Below are 21978 nucleotides of genomic sequence, written 5' to 3' on the forward strand. Positions count from 1 at the left end.
AACAACAATATGAACATTATCATAAGAAAAGGAAAACCATGTAACGTTTGAATAGTTGATAAAGATAAGTTTAAAAAGAGTCGGAGGACAAAAACGATGGCAAACGTAAAAATTGTAGTGAAGGATAACGGTGCATTTCGTGTCACAGGAGATGTGGAACTGGTAGATTTTGAAGGACATCCATTTGAAGCAAAGGAAGCCTTTTCTTTATGTCGATGCGGATTATCAGCAAAAATGCCATATTGTGATGGCAGCCATAAAGGAAAATTTCAATCTGTGGTAAGAGCTCCTAAAGCAGAAAATAAAGATTTGGAAGAATAATCCCAAGATCAAAAAAAGTTCGTGACGAAACAGAGAGGCCTCTATTTCGTCATTTTTCATTATATGCAGTTTGACTATTGTAATTTCATACCGAGTATAAAGCCTGAATATGCCAGACTAATTCCCAGTACATACGTAAGGAATAAATAACCAATGGCAACCTTCTTCTTATCTTCCAAGAGCCGCATACTTTCTAATTTAAAAGTGGAAAATGTCGTAAAAGCCCCCATAAATCCTGTTCCTACTAGAAGATACACATCTTTTTGTACATTCATCCCTAGCAGTAACCCAAGCAACCATGCACCAAGTAAATTTACAAATAATGTAGCAAGCGGAAAATCCCCTTTGTAATATCGTTTTTGTAGATTCCCAATTGCAAACCGAGCAAGCGCTCCAAAAAAGCCTCCGATTGCGACTAAAATGACATTCATTGCTGCTGTTCCTCCTGTTCATACCTCTTCCATAGCTTATTTCCAATTTGCAATCCTACCCACGCCATTATAAGACCCCCAATTGAACTTATACCTATATACAAAAAAGCCAAATTATAGTTATGTTGATGGAGGAATTGAACTGTTTCCACGCTGAATGTAGAAAATGTTGTAAACGATCCGATTAATCCCGTTCCAATAACTGGCGCAAAATAAACTCCCTTTCCTTTCATTTTAAATATAGAGGCTGTAAAAAAAGCCAAAAAAAAGCAACCTATCATATTTATAAACCACGTTGAAAATAGTGATAGGGAAAAATCGGACATTATCAATCCAAGGCTATATCGTAGTAAAGCACCTACTATTCCTCCAACGCCTACCAGTATGTATGTCATTTGTAAACCTTCTTTCCACTATTAATAGTATTGCTGCTACATTATAACAAAACTATTCGTTCACCTTTCCGTTATAATATGACCTAACTGTAACATTTTCTTCACATTATCAGTATAGTATTGCTTTCCATTCTTCGTTTTTGTGCTATAATGACAACAAATAATATCCTTCGGGGTCGGGTGAAAGTCCCAACCGGCGGTGATGAAGCAAACGCTTCTTAGTCCGTGACCCGATTTGTATTTACAAATCGGTGGACCTGGTGAAAGTCCAGGACCGACAGTAAAGTCTGGATGGGAGAAGGATTACGTTTTCATACTAGGATTCTATTGATACACACACGTATATCATTCTATTTTTTGTATTTTCTGAAAAAATAGTATTGTTTCGTAAACATCCTATCCTTTTGAAAACTAAACTCTCTCAAACCCTAGAGGATCATTCCTTTTGGGTTTTTTATTTTGGTCAGGGAGAGGTGAAATAATGACAGATGAAGAATACATGAAACTTGCTTTGCAGCTTGCTGCTAGTACGAAAGGACAAACAAGTCCGAATCCAATGGTTGGTGCTATCGTTGTACAAAACGGTGCGATAGTAGGAATGGGTGCTCATCTTGCTGCAGGTGAGGCACATGCAGAAGTTCATGCCATACATATGGCTGGTGAAAAGGCCATCGGTTCTACAGTTTATGTAACATTAGAGCCTTGCAGTCACTTTGGCAAAACCCCTCCATGTTGTGACCTACTTATCAAAAACAAGGTAAAGCGGGTTATAATTGCTACACTTGATAATAATCCCCTTGTATCCGGCCAAGGAATGCGTCGTTTACAAGAAGCAGGAATCCAAGTCGATGTAGGGGTTTTAGAAGAAGAAGCAAAACAATTAAATAAAGTATTTTTTCATTATATGCATACGAAAAAACCATTTGTAACTGTAAAGGCGGCTACAAGCCTAGATGGAAAAATAGCTACTTCTACTGGTGAAAGCAAATGGATTACTGGAAAACTAGCACGAGAAGATGTTCATCGATATCGTAACTCGCATGATGCAATCCTGGTAGGAGTAAATACAGTTATTACGGATAATCCTAGTCTTACAACACGTCTTCATGGCGGAGGAAAAAATCCAATACGTATCGTACTTGATACCTATTTAAGAACTCCCTTATCTTCGACCATAGTAAAGGACGGTGAGGCACCTACATGGATTATTACCGGATCCCACGTATCAAAAGAACGAATGGAACCTTTTGAGGAATACGGTGTTACAATTATCCAAATGAACTCATCTTTGATACAAATAGAGGAGTTACTTTCCATATTAGGTGAACGAAACATCTTATCTCTTCTTGTTGAAGGTGGTCAACACGTTCACGCAAGCTTTCTAGAAAGTGGTTACTGGGATCAGCTTATACTCTATATGAGTCCACGTTTAATTGGCGGTGCAAACGCTCCCTCCTTTTTTGGAGGGGAAGGCTTTTCATCTCTAGAAGATACTCCGCATCTTTCTATTCAACAAATAGAAATGGTGGGCGAGGATATAAAAATGATTGCACAAAAAGGAAAGGAGCGATCCCATGTTTACCGGAATCGTTGAAGAAGTAGGAACAATTGCAAGCTTGCAACGTTCTGGTATGTCCATTCAAATGAATATTTCTGCAAAAACAATACTAGAGGACATGCACATCGGTGATAGCATTGCTGTAAACGGTGTATGCTTAACAGTTGTCTCTTTCACTTCTTCCTCATTCGCAGTTGATGTGATGCCAGAAACAATTAAAGCTACCTCTTTACAATCGGCCAAAAATGGAGCGTCTGTCAATTTAGAACGAGCCATGGCATCAAATGGACGATTTGGTGGTCATTTTGTATCTGGGCATATCGATGGTACGGGAACGATAGTAGGGAAACGTCGTGAAGCAAATGCTGTGTACTACACGATTGAGACGACACCTCAGCTATTACGATACTGCATGCAAAAGGGATCCGTCGCAATTGATGGTACGAGTCTTACTATATTTGGACTAAATGACACATCGCTAATGATTTCCCTTATTCCACATACGCTCAACTACTCAGTAGTCGGGCAAAAAGGTATAGGAGAGATTGTAAATATCGAATGTGATTTAGTAGGAAAATATATCGAACGCTTTATGACAACAGCCAAGAAAAGCTCCATCACGGAAGGATTTTTGCGAGATAACGGATATATGTAAGGAGGAGATCGTATGTTTAATAAAATAGAAGAAGCATTAGAAGATTTGAAAAATGGGAAAGCAATTATTGTCTGCGACGATGAAAACCGGGAAAATGAAGGTGATTTTATTGCATTAGCTGAAAGCATTACAGCTGATACCATTAATTTCATGATTACTCATGGTCGTGGACTTGTTTGCGCACCAATTTCAGTAGAGATTGCACAACGATTAAAGCTTGAACCGATGGTAAGTACAAATACTGACTCCCACGGTACTGCCTTTACAGTGAGTATTGATCATAAATATACAACAACTGGTATTAGCGCACACGAACGTGCGATGACCATTCAAGAAATGGTCAACAACGAATCAACTGCAACAGATTTCCATCGTCCTGGCCATGTGTTTCCACTCATCGCAAAAGCAGGCGGAGTTCTGCGACGTGCTGGGCACACAGAAGCAGCAGTGGATTTAGCCATGCTTAGCGGAGCAGCACCAGCTGGTGTTATTTGTGAAATTATAAATGAAGACGGAACAATGGCACGTGTTCCAGAATTACAAAAAATTGCAGAACAATTTGATATGAAAATGATTACTATTGAAGATTTAATCGAATTTCGCCGCCATCACGAAACATTAGTTAAACGTGAAGTTGAAATTCAACTTCCGACATCATTTGGAACCTTCCGTGCAGTGGGCTATTCGAATGCCCTTGACGATAAAGAGCATATTGCACTCGTGAAAGGCGAAATTCAATCAGATGAACCTGTACTAGTGCGTGTTCATTCAGAATGCCTAACAGGAGATGTATTCCATTCCTTGCGTTGTGATTGTGGTCCACAGCTTCATGCTGCATTAGCTCAAATTGAAAAAGAAGGACGCGGCATACTTTTGTATATGAGACAAGAAGGACGCGGTATAGGCCTTTTAAATAAGTTACGCGCTTATAAGCTTCAAGAAGAAGGTTACGATACAGTAGAAGCAAATAATAAGCTTGGATTCCCTGCCGATTTACGAGATTATGGTATTGGAGCTCAAATATTAAAAGATTTAGGCGTTACGAAAATTAAACTGCTAACAAATAATCCAAGAAAAATCACAGGCTTAAAAGGGCATGATTTAGAAGTAGTCGAACGTGTACCAATTGAAATGCCAGCAACAGAGGAAAATGCTGCTTATTTACAAACAAAGGTTGATAAATTAGGTCATTTATTACACTTATAAGAGGAGAGATAATTATGTTATTTGAAGGACATTTAGTTGGTACTGGGTTAAAGGTTGCGATAGTTGTAGCTCGTTTTAATGAATTTATAACAAGTAAACTATTAAGCGGTGCACAGGATGCATTAAAACGTCATGGTGTAGAAGATGCTGATGTGGATGTTGCATGGGTACCAGGAGCTTTTGAAATTCCGCTTATTGCCAAAAAGCTTGCAGAGAGCGAAAAATATGATGCTGTTATAGCACTGGGTACAGTTATTCGCGGTGCAACGACTCATTATGACTATGTATGTAACGAAGTAGCAAAAGGGATTGCTTCTTCTTCCATGCAAACTGGAGTACCTGTCATTTTCGGCGTTGTTACAACCGAAACCATTGAGCAGGCCATTGAACGTGCAGGAACAAAAGCAGGTAACAAAGGTTGGGATTCTGCTATTTCTGCTATTGAAATGGCAAATTTGAACCGTCAAATTCAACTCTTATCCTAATAAAGTAAAAAAAAGAGATACAAAAGAAACTTTTGTATCTCTTTTTTTTATTACAATGCACACTCTTCGATTTCGAAACCCAAATCCGAAATTAAATTCCAGTCTGCAGTTGGTTCTTGCCCTTCTGTAGTTAAATAATCTCCAACGAAAATAGAGTTGGCGGCAAACAATCCAAGTGGTTGAAGTGCACGTAAGTTTACTTCGCGCCCCCCTGAAATACGTATTTCTTTCGAAGGATTCACAAAACGCATCATAGCTAATATTTTCAAACATTGTACAGGTCGAAGCTCCTTCGTTCCTTCTAAAGGAGTACCTGGAACAGCTACAAGAAAATTACAAGGAATAGAATCCGCATCTAATCTTTTTAATTCAAATGCAATTTCAACGCGTTGCTGCTCATTTTCACCCATTCCAAATATAGCGCCTGAACAAGGAGAAATGCCTGCATCCTTAACTTTCTCTACTGTATCTACTCGGTCATCATATGTATGAGTAGAACAAATACTCTCATAATTATTTACATGTGTATTTAAATTATGATTATAACGATGAACCCCAGCCTCACTAAGTCGTTTTGCTTGATCCTCATTTAAAAATCCCATACAACAGCATATTTTTAAATCTGTCGTATCACGAATCTCTTTGACTGCACCGATGACATGTTCTACTTCTTTATCAGAAGGACGTCGACCCGATGCAACAATACAATATGTACCTGCTTTACGACGAAGGGCTTCTTGTGCACCTTCTACAATTTTTTCTTTGGAAAGCCAAGCATACTTATCAATAGGTGCTTCCGATATCGTTGATTGTGAACAATAATTACAGTCTTCCGGGCAAAGACCTGATTTTGTATTAATAATCATATTTAACTTCACTTTTTTCCCAAAGTAGTGTCTGCGAATGATATAAGCAGCATTCATGATTTCAAGTAGTTCATCATCATCAGCTTGTAAAATAGCTAGTGCCTCTTCATTCGTCGCTTCTCTCCCCTTCACAACTTCGTTTGCAATATTCTTCCAATCTTTTTTCGCTTGAACGTGTCCCATTTTATTTCTCCCCTTTTTCTAGCTTTTCCATTCTCATACTATGTACAAGAAACAGTACCTAAATTTTTCTTTATGTTAACCTTAATAAAAATAATGTTAACATTTAAAAATAAATGCTGTCAATATAAACAATTTTTTCAAACAAAAAAAGCACAGCGGCCTGCCTGTACTTTTTAGAAAGATATCTTGATAATCGTTTTATTCCCTACTGTTTCTCTTGTCAGAGTAACACTCATATACTACATTTACATATTCAATATTGGAAAACGATTCACAAGTAAAATGAGTAGAATTGTCACTACTAAACTAGGAAGCATATTTGCAATCCGAATCGAAGTTATTTTAAGCATATTTAATCCAATGGCTACAATTAGAATACCTCCTACAGCTGTCACTTCCAGAATCATTTGATTCATAAGAACCTCCGGTACAAGCGCATGAATTTGCGTTGCAAGTAAAGTAAGGATTCCTTCGTATATAATAACTGGAACAGCAGAAAATAATACGCCTAAACCAAGTGCAGAGGTAAAGATGATAGAGGAAATCCCATCCAGCATGGATTTTGTAAATAAAACAGTGTGATCTAAGCGTAATCCGCTATCTAACGCCCCTACTATTGCCATCGCTCCTACAACGTATACAAGTGTTGCCGTAACAAACCCTTTGGAAATGCTACCTCTATTCTTATTGCCAACCTTTTTTTCTAGCCAATCTCCTAACGCATTCATCTTGCCTTCCAAATCCCACATTTCTCCAAATACTGAACCAATAGCAATGCTACTAATTACAATCAAATACTGCTTGCTTTTTAACCCCATCCCGATTCCTAATATAATGATGGCCAGACCAATTCCTTGCATGACCGTTGCTCTCATTTTTTCAGAAATATTGCGAAATACTAAACCGAGTAAGCCTCCAATAATAATAGCTACTCCATTAACGATTGTTCCTAACAACGCCATCTGTCTACAATCCCTTCCCTATGTATAATCATCTTCCCTATTATAATAGATTATACATCGGTATATAAAGTGCTTCTTATCCCTTTCCTACTTATGTCTCAACCATTTGATAGAATGGACCAAGCGCAGAAAAAAAGCAGCCGTAAGATTACGACTACTTTTCTACCGGATAAGCATAAATTATATAACGATCTGGAGCGGAGCCTATATACCGAAATGGGTAACATGTTGAAAGATTTAATACTTCATTCGGCTTTGTTGGAGCTATAACCGTAGTATCATCGGCTTTAACAATGCGGGAATGATCCATTTTATAATGAAACGTTCCATACGGAAGCTCAACTATAAATTCGTCCCCCTTTTGCAATTCCCCAAAACGTCGAAATACTGTATCCCGGTGGCCTGAAAGTAGAATTTGATCATGATCACTTGGAAAAGCGGTTCCCGAATAATGACCGACTCCCTTTTTTAAATCATCAGGATTAGTACCTTCAACAATTGGCAATTCTGCATTAATTTTAGGAATACGAAGCACGCCGATGGTTTCATTCTGACCTGGTTTAAATTGTTCACGTGTTTCATTGTTTTCCTTTGCCTTTTGAATGGTTTCGGTAGCTTGTTCCATAGAATGGGCTTGCTGTTTATTCGCATCTATTAACTCCCATCCACTATACCCAATGAAACCCAATCCTACTACGAGCAGGATTATTGCAAGAACCCTTCTCATCATTTCCCCCTAACTCTGCAGCAGATCCCTAGTTTGTTTTACGTTTCTTGAAAAAAGCTACAGCTCCCGCTACAACTGCCATCATTCCATATGCCATTATTTCAAAGATATTAGTAGCTGTATTCGGTAGTTGATTTGTTTGTTGCATATTCGGATTGCTTACCGTGATTGCATCATTTCCACTCTTGCTTGGACTGGAATCCGATGAATTAGATGTATTTGCATTATTAGAATTGCCTGAATCTGATCCGCTGTTAGTCGTCGGTGTGGTAGGAGTTGTATTTTCTTGTTTTGAAAGTGATAACTCATACTTTACAAATCCATTTGCACCTTCGCCAATGTAAGAAATACCACTATTTTCTGGAATAAAAGATTTAGCATTTGGTGAGGATTCAAACGTTACGTGTAACGTTTTCCCAATTACTTGCTTAAAGGACCAGTTCCCATCTGCAGTTGGATTCACCGTTCCTTTCTTCTGAATATAGTTCACAATTACTTGGCGATTCTCATCAGGTGCCGCTAGTATAACTTTACCATTTTTCACCCCAGGAAATCCAGTTGGATTACCTGCATTTGCACCGCGATAATTATTCGTTGCAACAATAAATTGTTGATTGTCATCAATTGCTTTCCCATTATACATAACATTAACAATACGGTTTGCAGTAGGATTCACTTCCTGACCTTTTGTATCATATTTAGCAGGTTGCGTCACATCAATTTGATATTGCACTCCGTCTAGCACGTCAAAGTTATAGGTTGGAAAATTATTGTTAATCAAGCTTTGCTCTTCTGATGAATTTGGATCAATTTGCTGAAATTGTCCTGCAGACATTTCAAGCCACTCTTTTACGTCTGCACCCGTGAGTAAAACCGCATATACCGTATTTGGATATACATACAAATCCGCCATATTTTTAATAGCAAGCTTACCAGCAAGAATATCTGTATAATAGCTTGCTCCCATTCGGCCGCCTGCTTTAAATGGTGCACCCGCAGATAATACTGGAATGTTTTTATATTGACTATTTCCTGAAGATTGAATCCAATTTTCAATATAATCCTTCTGTGCATTTGTCACAAGCTGTATGGATGGATCATCTTGAACGAGGGCAAAATAACTATTAATTGGAGCAGTAGTTGTTCCTACTTGTTGATTTACATAGTCAATGGTCCCAGTGTGATCACCTTGCACTGCACTGAGCACGTCTGGATCAGCATCCACTGCAGGAACTTTCTTATTACTTGCATCAAGGCTATAAACTTTTCGTAATTCAGCTTTCGAAGCAGCTTTATTCACAACCCATTTCCCATTTTGCTGACTTAATTCTAAATCTATGACTCCTAAGGCACTACCGAAACTGCTAGGCATTGTAACTGGTACACCATTAATCGTTTTTGCAACTTCTAAATGAGAATGACCTGTTAATACCGCATCAATATCAGGTACATTTTTCGCTAAATAAGCAGAAACATTTTCGTCACCAACCGTATAGCTGTCTTCATTGCCCATTCCTGAGTGAGACAGAGCAACTATTATGTCTGCCCCTTCTGCTTTCATTTTTGGAATAAACTTCTTAGCAGACTCAATGATATCCTTTGTAATGACCTTGCCCTCTAAGTTTCCCTTATCCCATTGTGTAATTTGCGGGGGAACAAATCCAATTACGCCTACTTTAACCGTTTGCTTCGCTCCGTTTTGATCCACAAATTCCTTTGTCAAAATCTTATAAGGCGTAAAATAATTCGTATCGTTATCTGGGTTACCATCGTGATCATCCTTATATACATTGGCATTCACAACTGGAAAATTAGGAGTTTTTAAGGCCTTATCTAAGAAACTAAGTCCATAGTTAAATTCGTGATTACCAACAGTAGCTGCATCATAACCAAGTAAGTTTAAAACACGGTAAAATGGGTGGCCTTCAGAATCTAGCTTATTGAACTTATTTATATAATCACCAAGTGGATTCCCTTGGATGGAATCCCCATTGTCAAATAAAAGCGTGTTTGTACTTTCCTTCTTAGCTGCTTTAATGAGTGTTGCCGTTCTAGCTAATCCTATTGTAAAATCGGGCTTTGTTTGGTAATAATCATAATCGACAATATTTGTATGTATATCCGACGTTTCTAAAATTCTAAGTTTAATCACATCGTTCCCTTGAGCAAAAGAAATAGAAGGCAATACTTGTGGAATAATAAGACCCATTGCTAGCGTTGCAGTTGCTACGATATAAACATTAGACTTTTTCATATTTTCTCTCCCTACTCCATAATCATATCTGTAATCTTTCATAGGATACGAGAAGTTAGTCTTGCTGTATTACATTAGTTTACCCAACAAAGAATCGATATGTCTGATTTATATATTATCGAACGCTGTCACTTTAGGTCAATTGAAATTTTACAAATATATGAAAATTTACTGTAAATTAGATGTAAAAGGAATGTTTGTTATTTTAACAAAGTGAAACTTCAAACAATGGAGGATTTTCTTCCTTCCTAACTGATAGTTAGCAAGGACTGAGCAGGATTTTACAGGCAGCTTTATTTCTACTTAGAGCCTTTTTTGACTTTCTAAAGCTTTACAGAGGGAGATTCCTATCCACAAATAGCCTGATAAATAAGCGTCATAAATCCAATAATAGCAATACATACACGTATGCACAAAAAATTTGTATTGTATTATTTACCGGGAAATGATTAGAACTAAAAGAGGGATTACAAGGTTTTTATAGTTTTTATTTTTTTATCTTTTATTTCCTTCCCAACTTTTGCTACAATAAAACTGGAAAGGAGGCTATTCTATGAATGATCAACAAGGGCAACATATTGTAAATAACCTGCTTTCTCTAGTGCCTCTTTTTTACCGAAAATTTATGTTTCATGATCATAAGCATATGCCACAATCTCATACTCAGGTGTTGCTTCTACTTCATGAACACGATGTACTAACCGTTTCAGAAATCGGAAAACGTCTATGTATTTCCCGTCCAAACATGACACCCCTTTTAAATAAACTCATTGATGATAAGTTAATTAATCGTCAAAGCAGTGAGAATGATCGAAGAGTTCTTATTGTTTCGTTAACTGAAAAGGGAATGGCATTCGTAAATGATTACAAACAATACATTTTAGACAAAATGCGAGAATCAATGCAGAATCTAGAGGAAGATGAGCTAACAAAATTAGACGAGTCCCTTCAAACACTCCGGCTACTCATTTCTAAACTCAGCGTCTTATAATCAGAACTCTTACTTATCGATTTTTTTAAGTTTCTGAACCTGGACGGCTCTGTTCATACAAAATAAATATCGCCACTCTTAATCTAATTTGCAATGTGAGCCAAACGTAAGGATGACAAATAGTAGAAATTTTTCGAATTGTATTCAAGAGGACGAAACGCAGGATGGATAACCAAATTTACTATGCACACTATGAAGAGAACATAAAAAAACGGAGCTAAGCTCCGTTTTTTTATGTTCTCATTACAGCTATATTGGTTTCTTTTTTTCGTCGTTGCAACCGTCTCACACGTTCTTTTTCATGTAAATGCAACACAACAAAATAAGAAATAAAACCAAGAACCGTTCCAATAATCGTCATACCAATAAACGTATACAAGCCACTATTAAGTAAGTCTCTTACAATCCCTAAAAAGTTTCCTGAAAATATTTCAAAAAAGGAATGATGTACGTGATGTTGCATCGGTACATGAGTTACTTTAAAAGGGTATACCATTTTTCCAAGGGCATGAGCAAATGGTAATAGTACAACAGGTAAAAATGAGAGTTTACCAATAACATTTCCAATAATGGATGCTGGAAGTGATCCTCCAGAAAGTCGAACTATTGGATAAAATAATAAATAAATTAGCGATGCTGTCGAAATGACTAGCATTTCGAGACCAAATCCTAGCGCAAATCCTAGTGCTACTTTCTTTGAACCGCCAGGCGAACGAAACAGTTTATAAAAATTCAGCTTAAACAGTCGCTGAATGCGTTGTAATACAGTGTATTTTCGTTTTTTCATTGCCACGTGTGCATCTCTCCCAAGTAGTCCTTTTATTATAAATAAAGGTACCTTCCTTATATTATAATGTATAACTACAGAATAGAGAATACAATTATTAATTAAATAAGCGGAAATCGTAGGAAATAGAATAAAGAATTTCTATCACATCATCTTTTATTTATTAAGAAGACTTACGAGAAGGGCCTTCTGTGCATGAAGACGATTTCCAGCCTGTTGAAAAATAGCAGAATGTGCGCCATCAATAATATCCGCAGTTACTTCTTCCCCACGATGCGCTGGTAAACAGTGTAAAAATGTATAATCGTCAGCTGCATGCTGCATTAGCTGTTCATTAATCTGATAATCATGGAAAACTTGCAAACGTTGTTTTGCTTCCTCTTCTTGTCCCATGCTTGTCCATACATCACTATACACAAAGTCTGCATCTTTTACAGCTTCAATTGGATCTTCACAAACCTCAATAATTGCACCTGTTTGCGCTGCTATTTGCTTTGCTTCCTCAACAAATGTAGCATTTGGTTTATAGCCTTCCGGACAAGCTGCTACAATATGCATGCCAACTTTTGCCCCTGCAAATAATAAAGAATGGCACACATTATTACCATCACCTATGTACGTAAGCTTTACACCTTGGAATGTTCCCTTAACTTCATATACAGTCAAGAGGTCCGCCAATGCTTGACAAGGATGATGATCATCTGTTAATCCATTAATGACAGGAATTGTAGCATGCTTTGCTAATTCTTCCACTTTTTCATGGGAAAATGTACGAATCATAATAGCATCAACATACTGAGATAATACTTTTGCCGTATCTTCAACTGACTCTCCGCGTCCAAGTTGAAGTTCTTTTCCACTAAGGAACATACCGTGTCCACCAAGCTGAAGCATACCTGCTTCAAAAGAAACACGTGTACGTGTTGAATGTTTATCGAAAATCATTCCTAATATTTTTCCATTTAGAAGAGGTGGATGATTCCCTTCCTTATGTTGTTTCTTTAAATCCACTGCGAGCAAAAGCACGTCCATTATTTCTTGTGAACTCATTTCCTTTAAAGATAATACATCCTTTGCTTGCACCTTTGCTGATTTTAAAACACTCATCATCTTTCAATCCTCTCTTTATGAAATGGAAATATAGCTTTTTTCTAATACATCACGTAATAGCTTAACCGCTTTTTCAATTTCTTCCTTCGATACGATTAGCGGTGGGAGAATTCTAATTACATGTGACCCAGCTGTAAGGACAAGCAACCCCTTTTCCTGCAGAGCCTTAACAAATGGAGCCGCTTCTTGATTACATTCAATTCCAAGCAATAATCCAGTCCCGCGCACTTCTTTTACAGCAGGTAATGATTCTATTTCATCACGAAGCAGTTGTAAAAAATAATTTCCCTTTTCCGTTACATCTTCTAAAAATGTCTGATTGAAAATCGTATGTAGCACAGTTTTGGCTGCTGCCATTGCAAGTAAGTTTCCACCAAACGTTGAGCCGTGAACACCTGGTCCAAACGCTTCCCCGAGCTTTTCTTTCCCGATAATTGCGCCAGTTGGAATCCCATTTCCTAGCGCCTTGGCAACTGTAATAATATCAGGAGATACCCCAGCATGCTGATAAGCAAACGCCTTACCTGTTCTCCCTATACCTGTCTGTACTTCATCAACGATCATCAACGCACCATGCTTGGCACATAACTTCTCAATTTCTTGTAAAAATTCTGTTTCAGCAGGAAGAACTCCGCCTTCGCCTTGAATTGCTTCTACCATAATAGCTGCAGTTTCTCCGTCCATTGCATCTTGCAGTGCAGCAATATCATTATAGGGTACATATACAAACGTAGGTAGGAGCGGTCCAAACCCGTCGTGTATTTTACTTTGGGCAGTTGCACTCATTGTTGCAAATGTACGTCCATGGAAAGAATGGTAAAACGTAATAATTTTACTACGTTGTGTATACTTCCGGGCTAATTTAATAGCTGCTTCATTGGCCTCTGCCCCGCTATTACAAAAGAACACATACTGCCCATCGCTATTTTCTGTCAAATACTGGGCTACTTCCTCTTGCAATGAGTTTTGAAATAGATTGCTGACATGCCAAACCTTGTGAAGTTGCTTTTCTACAGCTTCCACTACCGGTGGATAACAATGTCCTAAATTACAAACAGCGATACCGGCAACAAAGTCTAAATACTCTTTACCATTTGTATCTGTAACTATTGTTCCTTTCCCTTCTTCTATTTCAATATCCCACCGTTTATATGTTGAAAATAAAGCCGTCATTGTAAGATAACCCCTTTCGTAACAGTTGTTCCTTCTATTTTTCCATTTTCCTTCATAAAGCCCCGCAATCCATCTACGATCATGACACTTTCTAATTCGCCTTGAAGTGATGATAACGCCGCTTCTACTTTAGGAATCATTCCACCTGTTATGACTCCATCTTGAATGAGCTGCTTTAACTGTCCTTCATCTGCTTCTTTAACTAGTTCCCCTTCATTGAGTACACCAGGAACATCCGTTACTAACAATAAATGTTTTGCACCTACATAGTGGGCAACAGCGGCGGCTGCCGTATCACCGTTTATATTATAAAGCTGTGCTGACTCATCAATACCAATTGGTGAGATTACAGGCACAAAATTTTGACGTAACAAATTGAAAAGAAGTGACGTATTCACACCAACTACTTCCCCAACAAAACCTAACTCTTCATCTAATGGTTTTGCTTGAAGCAACGATCCATCACAGCCTGCTAACCCAACTGCAGGGATATGAACCTGCTCCAAATGAGTCACTAGCTCTTTATTCACACTTCCGCAAAGAATCATTTGTACGACATGTAGGACATCTTTCGTTGTAATCCGAAGTCCATTTTTTTTACGTACAGGTATATTTAGACGCTTCAGCATTTGGTCGATTTCAGGTCCTCCGCCATGCACAATGATAACATGATACTTTTCTTGTAATTCTCGTATACTAGTAAAAAAAGATTCCGTCAAATATTGTAAAATGCTACCGCCGCATTTTATAACTACTATTTCTTTCATGATTTCCTCCTCACGTACGATAGCATGCGTTAATTTTGACGTAATCGTAACTTAAATCACAACCCCATGCTGTACCTGATGCTTCTCCCACATGAAGATGGAGTGAAATGGTAATAGAGTCTTTCTTTAAGTATTCCTGCATGCTCTCTTCATCAAATTTTTGAGGCTCGCTTTGCTTTAACACATATTCATCGCCTAGCAGTATATCAACGTTACTTGGGTCGACCGTAGCTTCACTATGACCCAGTGCACTTATAATTCTTCCCCAATTCGGATCTTCACCAAATATCGCCGTTTTAACAAGACTAGAGCCTACAATTTTTTTAGCAGCCATACGTGCTTCATCCTCAGACAAAGCCCCGTTAACCTTTACTTCCACTAACTTTGTTGCTCCCTCACCGTCTTTAGCAATTAACTTTGCTAAATCTTCGCATGTTTGTTTTAATGCTAAATAAAACTGATCCCAGTCAGGATGATTTGGTGTTAAGGATTCATTTCCAGCTAGACCACTTGCCATGACGATTACCATATCATTCGTTGACGTTTCTCCGTCTACTGTAATTTGATTAAACGTTTTTTCTGTAATCTTGCCTAACGCGTATTGAAGCATATCGCTCTCTATATTAGCATCGGTTGTAATAAAACCAAGCATTGTTGCCATATTCGGATGAATCATACCTGAACCCTTCGCTACGCCGCCCACTGTAACGCTTACTTTATCAACAGTAGTTTGATAACATGCAGTTTTGGTAATTAAATCTGTTGTTAATATGGCTTCACAGAAGTTTGTCGCTTCTTCTTCACTTTTTTGCGGGGATAACATCGTTATTCCTTCACGTATTTTTTCCATTGGAAGTAACAAGCCAATAATCCCTGTTGATGCTACTGCAACAAGATGTTCATCAAGTTGTAATTGTTTTGCTGTAAGAGCACGTGTCTCAAATGCATCTTTCTCTCCTTGCTTACCAGTACATGCATTTGCATTGGCACTATTAACAAATATAGCTTGCAATTTATGATTTGTTTGAATGCTATCCTTTGTTACTACAATAGGCGCAGCTTGAAATGCATTTTGTGTGTATACAGCAGCACAGTTTGCCGGTACGTCACACACAATCGCTCCAATATCCTTTCTTACCTTTCGAAGCCCTGCATGAACTCCCGTGGCTGCAAACCCCTTAGGTGTAACAACCGAACCATTTATAACCTTAACCGTATCCGTCATTTGAATCATTGTCCTTCCTCCCCTTATATGCAATGTAATGGGATGAGCTTTTATCTCTTGTATTCCCAATAATATAGATAATAGCCGTATATATTAAACTTACCTACGAAATATAAAATGGAGCAAATTCTATTTCACCTTAGCATACCTACTCCTCAACTTTTCTCACTTAAATTATTCTCTTATTTTAATATTGTATATTTATTAAGTCAATTAAATATTTATAAATTTTTAATTTTTTATGTAATTTCAGATAATACTCAAGAAGGTAGAAGAAAATACGACTTTTCTGAATACAGCCCTAAGACAAATCGTATATGCTATAATAAACCGATGATAGAAACAGGATTATACAATCCTACATAAAACATAGCGTTTTTATGCAGTGATAGTGATTGATCCTAAGTTAAAGGAGGATCAAGGAGGATGGACGAAAGATTCATACAAAAAATGATAAGAAACTGTTTTTTACAGTATTATGATTGTGTAGAATCCATTCCACTTTCAAAAATAGATATGCAAAATATGATTTTGAAGATAGAAGATGAATATCGTACGAAGGATGGAACATTACATGAACTTGTTGAAGATGCAGTATATGAATATGTAACAAAATAAAGAAAAATTTCCATCAATAGAGGGATTCTTCCTACTGATGGACTGTTTCCAAACAATACATGGGGGTTGCTTAGCATATTAATTTAACATTAATAAAAATCGATATTTCACTTTTTACGAAGTGTATTGCCAGCAACTGCTTCAAAAGTACGTGGAAAGAGCGCAAACGCTAAAGTACCTAGTCCCATCCAACGTGGCAATTGTAACTCACGCTTATACTTCCAAATCGTTTTCAAACTCTCTGCAGCTACATACTCTGGGTTTAATAGAATTCGCTTTACACTCTCTACATACTGTCCTGATTGGTCTGCAATTTGAAAAAAATTGGTTTGAATGGGTCCTGGATTAACAACTGTCACCCTTATATTCGTCGTAGCCAGTTCCATGCGTAGACTATTGGAAAATCCAATAACCGCATGCTTCGTTGCAGCATATGCACTTGATTTCGGAGTAGCAATTTTTCCCGCTATAGATGCTATATTTATAATATGACCCCTGTTTCTTTGCTTCATAACGGGAAGAACAGCCTTTATACATGCAACAACGCCGAATACATTCACATCAAACATCGCTTTCACTTCTTCTAGTGATGCCTCTTCAAACGATAAAAACTTGCCGAACCCAGCACTATTAATGAGCACATCTATCGTTCCTACTTCTTTCTCAATTCGATTAAATACATTCTGCACTTGCTCATCCTTTGTTACATCTAGTTGGTAGGCATAACAAGACGTTTGATATTCTCGTTTTAATCTATCTTGTAATATATGTAGACGTTCTTCTGTTCTTGCTAACAAAACAGGGGTACCGCCTAGTTTAGCAGCCTGCACTGCGATTTGCTCTCCAACTCCACTTGAAGCACCCGTTATCGCAATAACTTTGCCTTGCAATTTCACTTACGTCACCTACTTTGCATAATAAATCCATGAATCTGATGATGGATCCATCATCACTTGTTGATTATATTCTAAGTAATCGAGCTGTCCCACTGTTTCTGAAATCGTAAATGCTAGCTGTTTCTGGTGTGCAGTAGGAAATAATTTCACACAAACTTCAAAGGCAGTCATTGGTCGTTCTTTCAGCATGTTCAATACCTTATGAGCACGTTCTGTTTGTTTATGTAATCGCTTTTGTACAAGACCCTGTACATTTGTAATGTCCTCACCATGGCCGGTTATCATACGTGATATTGGCATCTCTGCAAGTCTACTAAGTGTATCATTGTATTGAAGAAGCGGCTTTGTGCGCTGCGTTTCACCGTGATAGGGCGGCTCCAGTAAGGGATTCGATGAGATTCGTGCCAACAATACATCTCCTCCAATCAATAATCCATCACGCTCACGGAACAAAGCGATATGTGTAGAAGCATGTCCAGGAGTTTCGAGAACTGTAAACTCTGGTAGTATATCCACAATATCTCCTTCTCGTATTGAAGTAGTTAACGATCGCTTACAGGAGTATTCAAGTGTTCTTTTTAATGAAATATCGCTAAGTGCTCTTGGTATACCAAACTTTGGCATACTCTGTCTGAAAAAAGTATCGTACGAATAGATAAAATCTTCATCCTGTGATATCCATGGTTCGTTCCAAGGATGGCCAATTATTTCAACGTCGTCTCGAAACTCATTTAATAAGCCACAATGGTCTGCATGATGATGGGTAAGAATTACACTTTCAATATCCTCCATACGATATCCAATTTCCCCAAGTTTCTTCATAAGCATCATTTTACACTCTTCTGTTTTCGTACCCGTATCGATTAACGTAAGCCGCTCACCCTTTACGACATACACATTTACAGTGCCAATCGCAAAAGGAACAGGTAATTCAATTCGTATGATTTCATACATATTTTTTCCTCCCATCCCTACTTACAAAAAAATGAATGTACATTCAGTTTACACGTTTCAAAAATGTTTGTCATTATTTTCAGATAAATAGGGGAAAATGCACAAAAACGAATTATAATAATAATATTGCTTACATAAGAATGTAGGTATTCCATTCTATATAAGTAAGTAGTCGAGCTTCGTTTTATAAAATTGGAAGCAATTTAATGTTACATTTAGGAGGACTATCATGAAGATTCATAAACTTGCATTTGTAGGATCGGGTTCAATTGCGGAAGCGATAATAGCAGGCCTCGTACGAACTCATTACGTAGAGCCTAATCAAATTATCATTAGCAATCGATCAAATAAGGACCGTCTTACGTATTTTTCAGAAAAATACGGTGTAAACGGCACTCAAGATAAAATGGAATTATTAAAGGACGCAAACGTAGTATGCTTTGCAATGAAGCCAAAGGATGTTGTGGAAGCGATATCTTCTGTAAAACCATACATTCGTGAGGATCAGCTTATTATCTCTCTAGTCGCTGGTGTAGATAGCTCATCTATCACACATCTACTAGGAAAAGAAAATGCAATCATTCGTGCCATGCCAAATACATCTGCAGCCATGCTAAAATCAGCTACCGGCATATCTCGTTCCAAGCACGCTACAGAGGAACATATTTCGCTTGCACGTGATTTATTTGAAAATATTGGAACTGTTTCCGTTGTAGATGAAGAACAGATGCACGCTGTTACTGGGCTTTCCGGTAGTGGTCCAGCATATATTTATTATGTTGTAGAAGCGATGGAAAAGGCTGCGGTGCAAATCGGCCTATCCGAAGAGGTTGCTGGGCCTATGATTCTTCAAACCATACTAGGAGCAGCAGAAATGCTAAAGGCTTCTGCAAAGCATCCTTCTATTTTACGTAAGGAAATTACTTCCCCGAGCGGTACGACGGAAGCTGGTATTCGCACGCTCGAATCGTTTGACTTTCAAGAAGCTATTATTCAATGTATTACAAAAGCAACCGAACGCTCACACGAACTAGGAGAAGTGTTAAACGAAACGATAGAGAAACTGTAATAAAGTACAAAAAACGCTCGCAAATTCTATTCACATTGCGGGCGTTTTTACTAATTACTTCATAAAAATTTTTTATCCTCTTACTTTCTTACCTACTCCATAATGCATGAGATCTTCAGCAATCTGCGTATTTGGAAATATTTCCTTTGCTTCTTCTACTAATTTATCAATAACTTCTCCTTGGTAACGAGAACTAATATGTGTGAGAATGAGTTGCTTTACATCCGCAAGCTTTGCAATTGTTGCCGCTTGCAGAGTTGTAGAATGGTAATAAGAAAACGCTAACTCTTCTGCATCTGCAGCTAGCGTTGCCTCATGAACGAGCACATCAGCATATTTAGCTAGCTCTATGCTTGCTTCGCAATATCGCGTATCTCCGAGTATCGTTACAATTCTTCCCTTTTGCGGCGGGCCGATAAAATCCGTTCCTTTGAGTATAGTGCCATCTTCTAACGTTACAAGCTGTCCCTCTTTTAATTTCTTATAGATTGGTCCTGGTTTTATCCCCATGTCTACTAGTTGGTCTACCAAAAGAGTACCTGCAATATCTTTCTCTACAATTCTGTAACCATAACACTCAATACCATGAGACAGATGAGCGGCAGTAACCCTGAACTGCTCATCCTCAAAAACAACTCCGTCTTCGTCTAATTCTACAATGTCAAGTTGATATTTAATATGCGTCCCACTAACTGATAAGGCAATATCAATGTACTCTTTTATCCCCTTAGGTCCATATACTATTAACGGTTCTTCCCCGCCTTGAAAGGAACGACTTCCTAAAAGGCCTGGTAAGCCAAATATATGATCGCCATGCAAATGGGTGATAAAAATCTTTTCAATGCGGCGCGGCCGTACTGATGTATACAACACTTGATGTTGCGTTGCTTCTCCGCAATCAAATAGCCAGGTAGCCCCTCTCTCTTCAAGAAGCTGCAATGCTATCGCCGATACATTTCTTCCTTTAGAAGGAACTCCAGCTCCCGTTCCTAAAAATACAAATTCCATGTTTCCTAACCTCTTTCTCTTCATCTAACGTATATCTTACGGAAAGTTATAGAAAATGGCAAATAAATCCGCGAAAAAATAATCTATGTAAATTTTTTTCGCAATCGATCCTGTAATGACATATTTTTTTCTTTTCCTCTTTGTACAATCGATGCTCCGTATTTGTTACGAAGCTCTTCTAACACTTGTTGAAGTGGTTCTTGTTGTATATCCTCTTCATACGAAAATATATCTAACTGTTTACCATTTTCTTTAAGTTCCGTTACATCATTTGCTGTAATACCAAGCAAACGAACCGATTCACCATTCCAATGTTTTCTCCATAGCATACATGCCACCTCATATATATCCTGCATGTTATCTGTTGAGCCTGGTAGTTGCATACTTCTTGTAATTACGTTTCGATTGCTGCACATCATTGTAAGTTGTATCGAACAAGTAATCATGTTCTTTTTCTGTAATCGGTTGCTTACCATACCCGCTAATGTTTCAAGCCATTGAAACACAACGCGCTCTTCATCTGTATCAGTAGGTAACGTACGTGAGTTCCCAATTGATTTAAATTGATCGATTTGATTTGGATCAACGGGACGATTATCGATTCCATTTGCTCGTTGTTTCAATAAGATTCCATTTACACCTAATTGTTTACGTAATAATCCTTCGTCACCCTTAGCAAGATCTTCGATCGTAGTAATACCCATTTTCTTTAATTTTAATGCTGTTTTTTCTCCTACGCCATGCATATTCATTACATTCATCGGCCATAGAACACTTGGGACATCTCGTTTTCTTAATATGGTAATACCAAGGGGTTTTTTCATATTAGAAGCCATTTTGGCAAGAAATTTATTAGGAGCCATTCCGATACTGCAAGGTAGAAAAAGCTGTTTAAGCACTTCTTTCTGAATATCGTTCGCAACAGCAAGAGGATCTTCTATATTTATGTGATTGGTAATATCTAAATATCCTTCATCAATAGAAACAGGTTGGTAAACATCTGTATATTGAGATAAAAGCTGAAAGAGTGAAAAGGAAGCACGTTTATATAAAGGAAAATTGGGTTGTTTTACAATGAGATGAGGACAAAGACGCTTAGCTTCCCAAACCGGCATACGTGTGTGAATACCAAGCGCTCGTGCTTCGTAACTACAGGTTACAATAATACCTTTTCTCTGTTTTTCATCCCCGGCAATTGCAAGTGGCTTTCCTTGTAGGCTTCTATCCTTCGCTATTTCGACGGAAGCATAAAAACTATTCATATCAACATGTAAGATGATTCGATGTTTACTCTTTCTCTCCATACCATCTACCTCATTTCTAAGAACATACATTCT

The 21978-nt window shown here is 37.8% G+C and carries 23 protein-coding genes and 1 riboswitch; of the genes, 8 read left to right on the forward strand and 15 right to left on the reverse strand.

What is annotated here, in order from left to right:
* Positions 1–96 precede the first annotated feature (96 nt).
* Positions 97–321 carry a CDGSH iron-sulfur domain-containing protein gene (locus AC11ZT_RS05225; protein WP_484058588.1) on the forward strand — a complete coding sequence of 75 codons (225 nt, stop codon included), beginning with the start codon at positions 97–99 and terminating at the stop codon, positions 319–321.
* Positions 322–395: 74 nt separating this feature from the next.
* Here the strand turns inward: AC11ZT_RS05225 and crcB are convergent, their stop codons facing one another.
* The gene (crcB, locus tag AC11ZT_RS05230; protein ID WP_484058589.1) at positions 396–752 is read right to left on the reverse strand and encodes a fluoride efflux transporter CrcB; all 357 of its coding nucleotides are present in this window, start codon (positions 750–752) and stop codon (positions 396–398) included.
* A complete protein-coding gene (locus tag AC11ZT_RS05235; RefSeq protein ID WP_484058590.1) occupies positions 749–1147 on the reverse strand; it encodes a fluoride efflux transporter FluC in 399 nt (132 codons plus the stop codon). The genes crcB and AC11ZT_RS05235 overlap by 4 nt, the downstream gene beginning before the upstream one ends.
* 162 nt (positions 1148–1309) lie before the next feature.
* Positions 1310–1454, forward strand: a riboswitch (FMN riboswitch).
* A 174-nt stretch (positions 1455–1628) separates the two neighbouring features.
* On the opposite strand from AC11ZT_RS05235, the gene ribD reads away from it, so the two are divergent.
* From ribD to ribH, 4 genes are read left to right on the forward strand one after another with little or no spacing between them, the layout of a single operon-like run.
* A complete protein-coding gene (gene ribD, locus AC11ZT_RS05240) occupies positions 1629–2741 on the forward strand; it encodes a bifunctional diaminohydroxyphosphoribosylaminopyrimidine deaminase/5-amino-6-(5-phosphoribosylamino)uracil reductase RibD (RefSeq protein ID WP_484058591.1) in 1113 nt (370 codons plus the stop codon).
* Positions 2722–3360, forward strand: a complete 639-nt coding sequence (ribE, locus tag AC11ZT_RS05245) for a riboflavin synthase (protein ID WP_484058592.1) — start codon at positions 2722–2724, stop codon at positions 3358–3360. The genes ribD and ribE overlap by 20 nt, the downstream gene beginning before the upstream one ends.
* Positions 3361–3372: 12 nt before the next feature.
* The gene (locus AC11ZT_RS05250) at positions 3373–4566 is read left to right on the forward strand and encodes a bifunctional 3,4-dihydroxy-2-butanone-4-phosphate synthase/GTP cyclohydrolase II (RefSeq protein WP_484058593.1); all 1194 of its coding nucleotides are present in this window, start codon (positions 3373–3375) and stop codon (positions 4564–4566) included.
* A 14-nt stretch (positions 4567–4580) separates the two neighbouring features.
* Positions 4581–5051, forward strand: a complete 471-nt coding sequence (gene ribH / locus AC11ZT_RS05255; protein ID WP_484058594.1) for a 6,7-dimethyl-8-ribityllumazine synthase — start codon at positions 4581–4583, stop codon at positions 5049–5051.
* Between the two features lie 50 nt (positions 5052–5101).
* Here the strand turns inward: ribH and bioB are convergent, their stop codons facing one another.
* The 4 genes from bioB to AC11ZT_RS05275 form a co-directional block, all read right to left on the reverse strand.
* Positions 5102–6100 (reverse strand): biotin synthase BioB, encoded by a 999-nt coding sequence (gene bioB, locus AC11ZT_RS05260; protein ID WP_484058595.1) that lies wholly within the window; start codon positions 6098–6100, stop codon positions 5102–5104.
* Positions 6101–6345: 245 nt separating this feature from the next.
* The gene (locus AC11ZT_RS05265) at positions 6346–7062 is read right to left on the reverse strand and encodes a DUF554 domain-containing protein (RefSeq protein ID WP_484058596.1); all 717 of its coding nucleotides are present in this window, start codon (positions 7060–7062) and stop codon (positions 6346–6348) included.
* Positions 7063–7216: 154 nt separating this feature from the next.
* Complete coding sequence (locus AC11ZT_RS05270; RefSeq protein WP_484058597.1) at positions 7217–7792, reverse strand: class D sortase; 576 nt, start codon at positions 7790–7792, stop codon at positions 7217–7219.
* A 25-nt stretch (positions 7793–7817) separates the two neighbouring features.
* Positions 7818–10043, reverse strand: coding sequence for a bifunctional 2',3'-cyclic-nucleotide 2'-phosphodiesterase/3'-nucleotidase (locus tag AC11ZT_RS05275; RefSeq protein WP_484058598.1), 2226 nt, complete (start codon positions 10041–10043; stop codon positions 7818–7820).
* Between the two features lie 553 nt (positions 10044–10596).
* Between AC11ZT_RS05275 and AC11ZT_RS05280 the strand changes: the two genes are divergently transcribed.
* On the forward strand, positions 10597–11034 hold the full coding sequence (locus tag AC11ZT_RS05280) for a MarR family transcriptional regulator (protein ID WP_484058599.1): 438 nt from the start codon (positions 10597–10599) through the stop codon (positions 11032–11034).
* A gap of 232 nt (positions 11035–11266) precedes the next feature.
* Here AC11ZT_RS05280 and AC11ZT_RS05285 read toward each other — a convergent pair whose 3' ends face one another.
* The 5 genes from AC11ZT_RS05285 to argJ form a co-directional block, all read right to left on the reverse strand.
* A complete protein-coding gene (locus tag AC11ZT_RS05285; RefSeq protein WP_484058626.1) occupies positions 11267–11821 on the reverse strand; it encodes a DUF2062 domain-containing protein in 555 nt (184 codons plus the stop codon).
* 156 nt (positions 11822–11977) lie between these two features.
* Positions 11978–12928 carry an ornithine carbamoyltransferase gene (argF, locus tag AC11ZT_RS05290; protein WP_484058627.1) on the reverse strand — a complete coding sequence of 317 codons (951 nt, stop codon included), beginning with the start codon at positions 12926–12928 and terminating at the stop codon, positions 11978–11980.
* 18 nt (positions 12929–12946) lie between these two features.
* Positions 12947–14104 carry an acetylornithine transaminase gene (locus tag AC11ZT_RS05295; protein WP_484058600.1) on the reverse strand — a complete coding sequence of 386 codons (1158 nt, stop codon included), beginning with the start codon at positions 14102–14104 and terminating at the stop codon, positions 12947–12949.
* The gene (argB, locus tag AC11ZT_RS05300) at positions 14101–14871 is read right to left on the reverse strand and encodes an acetylglutamate kinase (RefSeq protein WP_484058601.1); all 771 of its coding nucleotides are present in this window, start codon (positions 14869–14871) and stop codon (positions 14101–14103) included. Before argB ends, AC11ZT_RS05295 begins: the two co-directional genes overlap by 4 nt.
* 10 nt (positions 14872–14881) lie before the next feature.
* Entirely contained in the window at positions 14882–16105 is a 1224-nt protein-coding gene (gene argJ, locus AC11ZT_RS05305; protein WP_484058602.1) for a bifunctional glutamate N-acetyltransferase/amino-acid acetyltransferase ArgJ, read from the reverse strand.
* A gap of 417 nt (positions 16106–16522) precedes the next feature.
* Here argJ and AC11ZT_RS05310 point away from each other — a divergent pair, with 417 nt between their 5' ends.
* Positions 16523–16714: a YqzH family protein gene (locus AC11ZT_RS05310; protein WP_484058603.1), complete on the forward strand. Its 192-nt coding sequence runs from the start codon at positions 16523–16525 to the stop codon at positions 16712–16714.
* Positions 16715–16821: 107 nt separating this feature from the next.
* Here AC11ZT_RS05310 and AC11ZT_RS05315 read toward each other — a convergent pair whose 3' ends face one another.
* Positions 16822–17610, reverse strand: a complete 789-nt coding sequence (locus AC11ZT_RS05315; RefSeq protein ID WP_484058604.1) for an SDR family NAD(P)-dependent oxidoreductase — start codon at positions 17608–17610, stop codon at positions 16822–16824.
* Between the two features lie 9 nt (positions 17611–17619).
* Entirely contained in the window at positions 17620–18564 is a 945-nt protein-coding gene (locus AC11ZT_RS05320; protein WP_484058605.1) for an MBL fold metallo-hydrolase, read from the reverse strand.
* Positions 18565–18793: 229 nt separating this feature from the next.
* On the opposite strand from AC11ZT_RS05320, the gene proI reads away from it, so the two are divergent.
* On the forward strand, positions 18794–19633 hold the full coding sequence (gene proI, locus AC11ZT_RS05325) for a pyrroline-5-carboxylate reductase ProI (protein WP_484058606.1): 840 nt from the start codon (positions 18794–18796) through the stop codon (positions 19631–19633).
* Between the two features lie 72 nt (positions 19634–19705).
* Here the strand turns inward: proI and rnz are convergent, their stop codons facing one another.
* Both rnz and AC11ZT_RS05335 read right to left on the reverse strand, forming a co-directional pair.
* Positions 19706–20641 carry a ribonuclease Z gene (gene rnz, locus AC11ZT_RS05330; protein WP_484058607.1) on the reverse strand — a complete coding sequence of 312 codons (936 nt, stop codon included), beginning with the start codon at positions 20639–20641 and terminating at the stop codon, positions 19706–19708.
* An 83-nt stretch (positions 20642–20724) separates the two neighbouring features.
* The gene (locus tag AC11ZT_RS05335) at positions 20725–21945 is read right to left on the reverse strand and encodes a DNA polymerase IV (RefSeq protein ID WP_484058608.1); all 1221 of its coding nucleotides are present in this window, start codon (positions 21943–21945) and stop codon (positions 20725–20727) included.
* Positions 21946–21978: the final 33 nt, after the last annotated feature.

This window comes from Ectobacillus sp. (genome assembly GCF_056992975.1).